Source organism: uncultured Microbulbifer sp., from assembly GCF_913055755.1.
GTDB lineage: Bacteria > Pseudomonadota > Gammaproteobacteria > Pseudomonadales > Cellvibrionaceae > Microbulbifer.
In genome coordinates this window covers 1-9,027 of sequence record NZ_CAJXKH010000124.1, presented here as the reverse complement: position 1 = coordinate 9,027, position 9,027 = coordinate 1, and the positions used below count along the sequence as shown (strand labels likewise).

Annotated in this window: 7 protein-coding genes; all 7 read left to right on the top strand. The window is 59.6% G+C overall.

All coding sequences use genetic code 11. The features are described 5' to 3' along the window. The coding region (locus tag QZ511_RS15490; protein ID WP_295803714.1) for a UTRA domain-containing protein at window positions 1–237 on the top strand (237 nt) is incomplete at its 5' end. 243 nt (window positions 238–480) lie between these two features. Then, window positions 481–2,154, top strand: coding sequence for a urocanate hydratase (hutU, locus tag QZ511_RS15485; protein ID WP_295803713.1), 1,674 nt, complete (start codon window positions 481–483; stop codon window positions 2,152–2,154). 150 nt (window positions 2,155–2,304) lie between these two features. After that, window positions 2,305–3,855, top strand: a complete 1,551-nt coding sequence (gene hutH, locus QZ511_RS15480) for a histidine ammonia-lyase (protein ID WP_295803712.1) — start codon at window positions 2,305–2,307, stop codon at window positions 3,853–3,855. Between the two features lie 155 nt (window positions 3,856–4,010). Then, the gene (locus tag QZ511_RS15475) at window positions 4,011–6,095 is read left to right on the top strand and encodes a S9 family peptidase (RefSeq protein WP_295803711.1); all 2,085 of its coding nucleotides are present in this window, start codon (window positions 4,011–4,013) and stop codon (window positions 6,093–6,095) included. 101 nt (window positions 6,096–6,196) lie between these two features. Next, on the top strand, window positions 6,197–7,774 hold the full coding sequence (locus QZ511_RS15470) for an aminopeptidase P family protein (protein WP_295803710.1): 1,578 nt from the start codon (window positions 6,197–6,199) through the stop codon (window positions 7,772–7,774). 171 nt (window positions 7,775–7,945) lie between these two features. Beyond that, window positions 7,946–8,338, top strand: coding sequence for a MerR family DNA-binding transcriptional regulator (locus tag QZ511_RS15465; protein ID WP_295803708.1), 393 nt, complete (start codon window positions 7,946–7,948; stop codon window positions 8,336–8,338). A 45-nt stretch (window positions 8,339–8,383) separates the two neighbouring features. Next, window positions 8,384–9,027, top strand: a 644-nt coding sequence (locus QZ511_RS15460) for an acyl-CoA dehydrogenase family protein (RefSeq protein WP_295803706.1), incomplete at its 3' end; no start/stop codon positions are given.

The window sequence follows — 9,027 nt, the reverse complement described above, 5'->3', positions numbered from 1 at the left end:
TTCAGCACGGCCACCCCCAACGAATACCTGACCCGCGTGGCGCCGCTGACCGAGGTGGATACCACCGTCGAGGCGATTGGCGCGGATGATGCGGTTGGCGGTGCACTGGAAATCAAAGCGGGCAGCGCCTGCTTACAGATCTGGCGACGCACGAAAAGCAGTGCGGGTACGGTGAGTTTTGCGCGGCTGGTGCATCCGGGGAATCGGTATCGATTGGGTGCGCAGTTGCGGTTTTGAGTTTTGATGTGTCGGTGAAAGCCCGGAGCTGTTCGCCTGCGAGCAGGCTCCTACGGGTGTTGGGCACGTCGCTGCGCTCCTTTGCCCAACCTACGGGACTTGATCCAGCGCAAGTAAGTAGGTTGGGCAAAGCGAAGCGTGCCCAACATTAACCACAAAACCAAATTTAGAAATCCGGGCCAAAAGCCCAACCAAAAATCCGAATCAATTTATCCAAAGAATTTGGAAATACACGAGGCAACCATGACTGATAAACGTCACGATCCCAGCCGCAAGATTGCCGCACCTACCGGCACCAAGCTGAATGCAAAAAGCTGGCTTACCGAAGCGCCGCTGCGCATGCTGATGAACAACCTCCATCCGGACGTGGCCGAGCGTCCGGAAGATCTCGTGGTGTACGGTGGCATCGGCCGTGCCGCGCGGGACTGGGAGTGCTACGACAAAATCGTCGAAGTCCTGCAGCGCCTGGAAGACGACGAAACCCTGCTGGTCCAATCCGGCAAACCCGTCGGCGTATTCAAAACCCACGTCGACGCCCCCCGCGTATTGATCGCCAACTCCAACCTCGTCCCCCACTGGGCCAACTGGGAACACTTCAACGAGCTGGATAAAAAAGGCCTGGCCATGTACGGCCAGATGACCGCCGGCTCCTGGATCTACATCGGCTCCCAGGGCATCGTGCAGGGCACCTACGAAACCTTCGCCGCGGTTGCGCGCAAGCATTTTGATGGCGTCGCCAAGGGCAAGTGGGTACTGACCGGCGGCCTCGGCGGCATGGGCGGCGCCCAGCCGCTGGCCGCCACCATGGCCGGCTTCTGCATGATCGCCGTCGAGTGCGATGAAACCCGCATCGACTTCCGCCTGCGCACCGGCTACGTGGACAAAAAAGCCACCAGCCTCGACGAAGCCCTGGCGATGATCAACGACGCGATGGAAAAGGGCGAAGCCATCTCCGTCGGCCTGCTCGGCAACGCCGCCGATGTATTCCCGGAAATCGTCGAGCGCGGCATCCTGCCCGACTGCGTCACCGACCAGACCTCCGCCCACGATCCGCTGAACGGTTACCTGCCAAAGGGCTGGACCATGCAGCAGGCGGCCGAGATGCGCAAAGCCGACGAAGCCCTGGTAGTGAAGGAAGCCAAGAAATCCATGGCGATCCAGGTCCAGGCCATGCTCGACCTGCAGGAGCGCGGCGCCGCCACCCTGGACTACGGCAACAACATTCGCCAGATGGCCTTCGAAGAGGGTGTTAAAAATGCCTTCGACTTCCCGGGCTTTGTACCCGCGTATATCCGCCCACTGTTCTGCGAAGGCGTCGGTCCCTTCCGCTGGGCGGCACTATCCGGCAACCCGGAAGACATCTACAAAACCGATGCGAAAGTGAAGGAACTGATTCCGGACAACCCGCAACTGCACAACTGGCTGGACATGGCCCGCGAGCGCATCCAGTTCCAGGGACTGCCCGCGCGTATCTGCTGGGTCGGCCTGAAAGACCGCGCGCGCCTGGCGCTGGCGTTCAACGAAATGGTAGCGAGCGGCGAACTGGAAGCGCCGGTGGTGATCGGCCGCGACCACCTCGACTCCGGCTCCGTGGCCAGCCCCAACCGCGAAACCGAATCCATGCTCGACGGCAGTGATGCGGTCTCCGACTGGCCGCTGCTGAACGCGCTGCTGAACACCGCTTCCGGCGCCACCTGGGTGTCCCTGCACCACGGCGGCGGCGTCGGCATGGGCTTCTCCCAGCACAGTGGTGTGGTGATCGTGTGCGACGGCACCGACGCGGCGAAAAAACGTATCGAACGCGTGCTGTGGAACGACCCGGCCACCGGCGTCATGCGCCACGCGGATGCGGGCTATGACATCGCCAAAAAATGCGCGAAGGAGCAGGGTCTGGATCTGCCCATGCTGAAGGATTAATTCCCGGCAAGCCACCTTGTTACAGCGTCATCCCGGGCTCGACCCGGGATCCAGCGGCTAAGCGAGCTGAACGCTCAGCACCATGATTCTGGATACCGGCCTGCGCCGGTATGACGACAGAGTAAAAAATTTATATCGGTGAAAAAATTTATGTACCAACTGGAAATCACCCCCGGCCAACTGAGCCTGGAACAACTGCGCCGCGTCGCCCGCGAGCCGGTGCAACTGAGCCTGAACAAAGACGCGCACCCGGCGATCGCCGCCTCCGCCAAAACCGTGGCCGACGTGCTGGAACAGGGCCGCACCGTGTACGGCATCAACACCGGTTTCGGCCTGCTGGCGAATACCCGTATTGAAAAGAAAGACCTGGAAACCCTGCAGCGCGCCATCGTGCTGTCTCATGCCGCCGGCACCGGCGACTTCATGAGCGAAGATACCGTGCGCCTGCTGATGGTACTGAAGATAAACTCCCTCGCCCGCGGTTTCTCCGGCATCCGCCTGGAAGTGATTGAGGCACTGATCCAGCTGGTCAACGCCGGCGTCTATCCGGCGATTCCGGAAAAAGGTTCCGTGGGCGCCTCCGGTGACCTGGCGCCGCTGGCGCACATGAGTGTGGTTCTTCTCGGCGAAGGTGAATGCTTTATCAACGGCGAGCGCAAGCCTGCCGCCGACGGACTGCGCTTTGCGGAAATGCGCCCGCTGGTGCTGGCACCGAAGGAAGGTCTGGCACTGCTGAACGGCACCCAGGCATCCACCGCCTTTGCCCTGCAGGGCCTCTTCTCCGCGGAAGATATGTTCGCCGGTGCGGTGGTGACCGGCTCCCTGACCCTGGAAGCCGCCAAGGGCTCGCGCCGCCCGTTCGACGATCGCATCCATATGGCCCGCGGCCAGCAGGCCCAGCGCGACGTGGCGGCGAGCTACCGCGACCTGCTGGGTGACGGCAGCGAAATCGGTGAATCACACCTGGACTGTGAAAAAGTGCAGGACCCCTACAGCCTCCGCTGCCAGCCCCAGGTCATGGGCGCCTGCCTGCAGCAGATCCGCTTTGCGTCGGAAGTGCTGCTGGCGGAAGCCAACGGAGTTTCCGACAACCCCCTGGTGTTTACCGACAGCGAAAATCCGCAGAACTCCGACATTATCTCCGGCGGCAACTTCCATGCGGAACCGGTGGCGATGGTGGCCGACAACCTGGCATTGGCAATTGCGGAAATCGGCTCCCTGTCCGAGCGCCGCATGGCGCTGCTGATCGATTCCAACCTGTCCGGCCTGCCGCCGTTCCTGGTGGACAACGGCGGGGTCAACTCCGGCTTTATGATCGCGCAGGTCACTTCCGCCGCACTCGCGAGCGAGAACAAGACCTTCGCCCACCCGGCCAGCGTCGACTCGCTGCCGACTTCTGCCAACCAGGAAGACCATGTATCCATGGCCACCTTCGCCGGCCGCCGCCTGCGAGATATGGCCGACAACACCTGCGGCATTCTCGCGGTGGAACTGCTGGCCGCCTGCCAGGGCCTGGACTTCCGCGCCCCGCTGAAGACCACCGAGAAACTGGAAAACGCCAAGGCCGCCCTGCGCGAGCGCGTACCCTTCTACGACAAGGACCGCTACTTCGCACCGGATATCGAGGAGGCCAAGCAGCTGCTGGCGAGCGCCTACTACCGCGAGTACCTGGCGACCGAAATGCTGCCAAGTAATCGCTAAACGGCGCAAAAACACACCTCTCCGCACAGCGGCATCCGCCGCTGTGCCTTATTCCCCCTAATTCCCCATTCTATCCATCCCGCTCCTGTGTAATGCTGGCAGCGATGTTGCACTGAAGTACCCAATTAACCACCCTCATCCAAAGGAATCTGGCTATGAACAGAAAATGGAGAGTTATTGGTGTATTCGCAATCGCAGGTTTGATCGCAGCCTGCGCTCCCAAAAAAGAAGCCTCCCCACAAAAAGAAAGCGATATTTCCGCAATTGAACACAGCACGCCTCTTATCGACAGAGAGCTGCTGTTTGGCAATCCGGAACGCTGGCAGGGCCGCCTGAGCCCGGACGGCGAAAAGATGAGCTTTCTTGCGCCACTCAATGGCGTTATGAACGTTTGGGTTGCCCCGGTAGGCGAATTCAAGGCCGCCACGGCGGTGACCAAAGATACCGGCCGCGGCATCCGACAACATTTCTGGGGCATGGACAGCCAGCACCTGCTGTATATCCGCGACAACAACGGCGATGAAAACTGGCACCTGTACAGCGTCGACCTGGAGAGCGACAAAACTACCGACCTGACACCTTTCGAAGAAATATCCGCCAGGCTTCTCGCGCAAAGTGCTGACTATCCCGGGCGCGCAGTGGTTGCCATCAACAACCGGGACTCCCGTTGGCACGACCCCTATTTAGTTGACCTGAATAACGGAGAGCGGACGCTGCTGGTTGAAAATAGCGGCTTCGCCGATTTCGTATTGGACAATGATCTGCGGGTAAGGCTCGGACTCAGTCCGACCAAAGCGGGAGGGTTTACCGTTTCCCAGCTCATCGAGCAAAACTGGATTGAGCTTTTTGAAATTCCCGGTGAAGATGCATTAACCACTTCGATTCTTGGGTTCGATAAAAGCAATCGCGGCATATACCTGCAAGACAGCCGGGGCAGAGACAAGGCCGCTTTGACACACCTGGACATCGAATCCGGCAAACTGACTGTGCTGGCAGAGTCGGATATTGCCGATATCTCCAGCGTCATCATGCACCCCGCCACCCACACGCCAATGGCGTACTCCGTCAACCTCCATAAAAGTAATTGGATCCCACTCGACGAACAGGCCAAAGGTGCCATCGAACCAATCCAGAAGCTGGCGGAAGGCGACGTAGAGATCAAAGGTCCGACTCTCGACGGCTCGCGCTGGCTGGTATTTACCGCCAGGGATTCCGCATCTGACGTCTACCAGGTATTTGATCCAGAAACCGGCAAACTGGACACCCTGTTTAATGCCAAACCCGCCCTCAACGATCTGCCGTTACCGAAGGTTTACCCTCAGACCATCACTTCCAGAGATGGGCTCGATCTGATTTCCTATCTCACATTGCCGGTTGAGGCCGACAAAAACGGCAAGGTCGACGCTCCCCTGCCAATGGTATTGCTGGTGCACGGTGGCCCCTGGAGCCGCGATACATTCGCCGATGATCCGACCGCACGCTGGCTGGCGAACCGCGGTTATGCGGTATTGCAGGTCAACTACCGCGGGTCCACCGGGTTCGGCAAGGACTTCGTCAATGCCAGTAATGGCGAGTGGGCCGGGGCCATGCATAACGACCTGCTGGACGCAGTGGAGTGGGCAATCGACAACAGGGTTACTACCAAAGACAAGGTAGCCATCATGGGCGGCAGTTACGGTGGCTATGCGACGCTCGTCGGCCTCACATTCACCCCTGACACTTTCGCCTGTGGAGTGGATATTGTCGGTCCGTCAAACCTGGGCACACTGCTTGAATCCGTGCCGCCCTACTGGGAAGGCTTCAAAAAAGTGCTACACGCAGCCGTCGGGAACCCGGAAACCGAAGCCGGAAGAAAACTTCTCGAAGAGCGTTCGCCACTGAACTTTGCCGATAGAATCACCAAGCCCCTGTTAATTGGTCAGGGGGCCAATGACCCGCGGGTAAAACAGGCGGAGTCAGACCAGATCGTAGCGGCCATGCAGGAAAACAAGCTACCGGTTACCTACATTCTTTATCCCGACGAGGGCCATGGCTTCCAGAAACCTGAAAACCGGCTCTCGTTCTTTTCCGCCTCCGAGTCTTTTCTCGCAGACTGCCTCGGCGGGCGATACGAACCGATTGGGGATGATCTTTCCAATTCCAGCATTCAGGTAGTCCACGGCGCGGAATTTGTCCCCGGGCTGAAAGAGGCTGTAGACAAAGCCTCGCTGCTCGCCACCAATACCGTGGAATCGGACTAAGCCGAGCTATCGGTTCGAACCGAGCCCGCGCCACCCTGGTGGCGCGGGCAATTTGACACCTGTCGCAATGCAAAAAATCACTAACAATAACGGATGCATCCATGAAAACATTCCAACACCTGCTCGGGGTTTTGGCTTTCGCCATCGCACCCGCGCTGCTTCCTGAGCCGGCTTACGCCGAGGACCCGGATACCGAAGCCACGGCTTCCACCTATTTCTCCGTCGATGAATTCCGCGAACGCCGTGCGCGGATATTCGACGCCATGGGCGAGAACGCTGTTCTGGTACTGCTATCGGAAGAGGCCAAGGTAAGAAACGACGACGTAGACTGGCCGTTCCGCCAGGACCACAACCTGCTCTATCTCACCGGACTCAACTCGGCGGACATGCGCCTGGTCCTGATCAAGAACGGGCGTGACAGCCACGCGCACCTGTTTCACCAGCTCGATGACCCCATGTATGAGAAGTGGCACGGAAAGCTGCCCGACGAAGACACGCTGAAAGCCGCCACCGGGATCGAAAACATCCACTCCGGCAAGGATTTCGAGGGTTTCCTCAATCTACTGCTCAAGGGCTACAACACCCAGATAACCAAGGGCCGCAAATACGCCTTTGAAAAGCCGGAATATCCACAGCTGATCCATGCCGTCCGCGATGGCCGGGCCACCCTGTGGCTACCCCTGGGCAATCGCCGCGGGCTGGGCGAGATCAAGCGCCCGCGGGAGGTGGCGTTCGCGGAAAAATTCACGGCCCGCTTCCCCGATCTGCAGGTAGCCAACATTTCACCGGTAATCAGCAGCCAGCGCGAAATCAAGTCCGAGGCGGAGCTGACGGTACTGAAACGGGCGATCGACATTACCGTCGAGGGGCACAAGGCGGCCATGCTCAACGCCCCGGTGGCGGAATACGAGTACCAGGTGCGCGCCACCATCGATTACCTGTTTGCCAGCAACGGCGCCCACTGGGGCTTCCCCGCGATTACCGCTTCGGGCAACAACACTTCCGTCCTGCACTACGCCCATCCCCACGAGCGGATCGACAAGGACGGGCTGTTCCTGGTGGATATCGGCGCCGAAGTCGAGCACTACACGGCGGATGTCACGCGCACCTTCCCCGTCAGCGGTACTTTTTCCGCTGCCCAGAAGGAGATCTATGAAGCCGCACTCACCGCGTCGGACAAGGCAATCAGCATTGCCCGCCGGGGACGCGACATCGCCGACATTGAGCGCACGATTCTCGATGTACAGGCGGACGCGCTGCTGGCTCTGGGCCTGATTACGGAAAAGAGCGATGAACAGGTGTATATGTATAACTGGCACGGCTATGGCCATTCCATCGGGCTGGACGTGCACGACACCCTGGATCGCTATGGCAAGCTGCGCACGGGCATGGTGATCGCTATCGAGCCTGGTATCTATATCCGCCGCAATGTGGTGGAGAAGTCCGACACCTACAAGGAACTGGACGAGGAAGCCCAGGAGCGCATTTCGAAGGCGCTGGACAAATACGACGGCATCGGCGTGCGCATCGAGGACAATGTACAGATCACGGCGCGCGGCGCCATCCTGCTATCGGCGGCAGCGCCGAGAACCGTCGCTGCCATCGAGGACTTTATGGCCGCGGGGATGGCGGCCAAATTCGACCCGCAGCAGTACATCTACTCTCGCCTGGACAACTGATTCCACCGGTAACGCCCTCAGGCCCGCGATCAGCTGATTGCGGGCCGTTTTTATATCTGTCCTTGTGCCCTCCTGACCCAAACCACACTACTCAGTCACATTTTGGCCCAGATTGACGTTTACGTTAACGTAAACGTCAACTATCCTTCAGGCACTTCTGAGGAATGGCCCATGAGCAATACTACCGTCGACAGCTACAGCATCTCCGAGCTGGCCCAGGAATTCGGAATTACCACCCGGACCATCCGCTTCTATGAAGACAAGGGGCTGCTGACCCCCCAGCGCCGCGGGCAGACACGGGTCTACACGCCGGAAGACCGGGTGCGCCTGAAGCTGATCCTGCGCGGTAAGCGCCTCGGTTTCTCCCTCGATGAGAGCCGGGAGATCATCGACATGTACGACCCGGCCCACGGCAATGTGGACCAGCTCAAGCGCCTGCTCGACCGTATCGACGCCAAGCGCCAGCAGCTGCGTCAGCAACAGCGGGATATCGAGAAGATGCTCGCCCAGCTGGACGATGCCACCGCCCGCACTGAGGCGGCACTGAAAGAACACTCAAACTGAACCCGGTTACAAACCATCTCTGACTGATTCACTGCGGAGCAGCCCATGAATACTCCTTACCCAACCCTGAACTTCGACCTCGGTGAAGACATCGATATGCTGCGGGATATGGTCTACAAGTTCTGTCAGGCGGAACTGGCCCCGCGCGCGGCGCAGATCGATGAGGACAATCTGTTCCCGGCCGATATGTGGAAGAAGTTCGGCGAGCTGGGCCTGCTGGGCATGACCGTGGAAGAGGAATACGGCGGCTCGAATATGGGCTACCTGGCCCACGCGGTGGCGATGGAGGAGATCTCCCGCGCGTCCGCGTCCGTTGGCCTGTCCTACGGCGCCCACTCCAACCTGTGTGTGAACCAGATCCGCAAGAACGGCACGCCAGAGCAGAAGGCGAAGTATCTGCCGAAGCTGTGCTCCGGTGAGCATATCGGCGCGCTGGCGATGAGTGAGCCGAATTCCGGTTCCGATGTGGTGAGCCTGCAGCTGAAGGCGGAGAAGAAGGGTGACCGCTTTATCCTGAACGGCAACAAGATGTGGATCACCAATGGTCCGGACGCGCACACTTATGTGATCTATGCGCGCACGGAACCGGGCATCAGTTCTGGTGGCATTACGGCGTTTATCGTTGAGCGCGGTTTCAAGGGGTTCTCGCAGGCGCAGAAGCTGGACAAGCTGGGTATGCGCGGTTCCAA

Bases quoted from the DNA above. Each gene is read 5' to 3' on its own strand.
- QZ511_RS15470 (WP_295803710.1), top strand. From the start codon at position 6,197: ATGAAAACATTCCAACACCTGCTCGGGGTTTTGGCTTTCGCCATCGCA.
- QZ511_RS15465 (WP_295803708.1), top strand. From the start codon at position 7,946: ATGAGCAATACTACCGTCGACAGCTACAGCATCTCCGAGCTGGCCCAG.
- hutH (WP_295803712.1), top strand. From the start codon at position 2,305: ATGTACCAACTGGAAATCACCCCCGGCCAACTGAGCCTGGAACAACTG.
- hutU (WP_295803713.1), top strand. From the start codon at position 481: ATGACTGATAAACGTCACGATCCCAGCCGCAAGATTGCCGCACCTACC.
- QZ511_RS15475 (WP_295803711.1), top strand. From the start codon at position 4,011: ATGAACAGAAAATGGAGAGTTATTGGTGTATTCGCAATCGCAGGTTTG.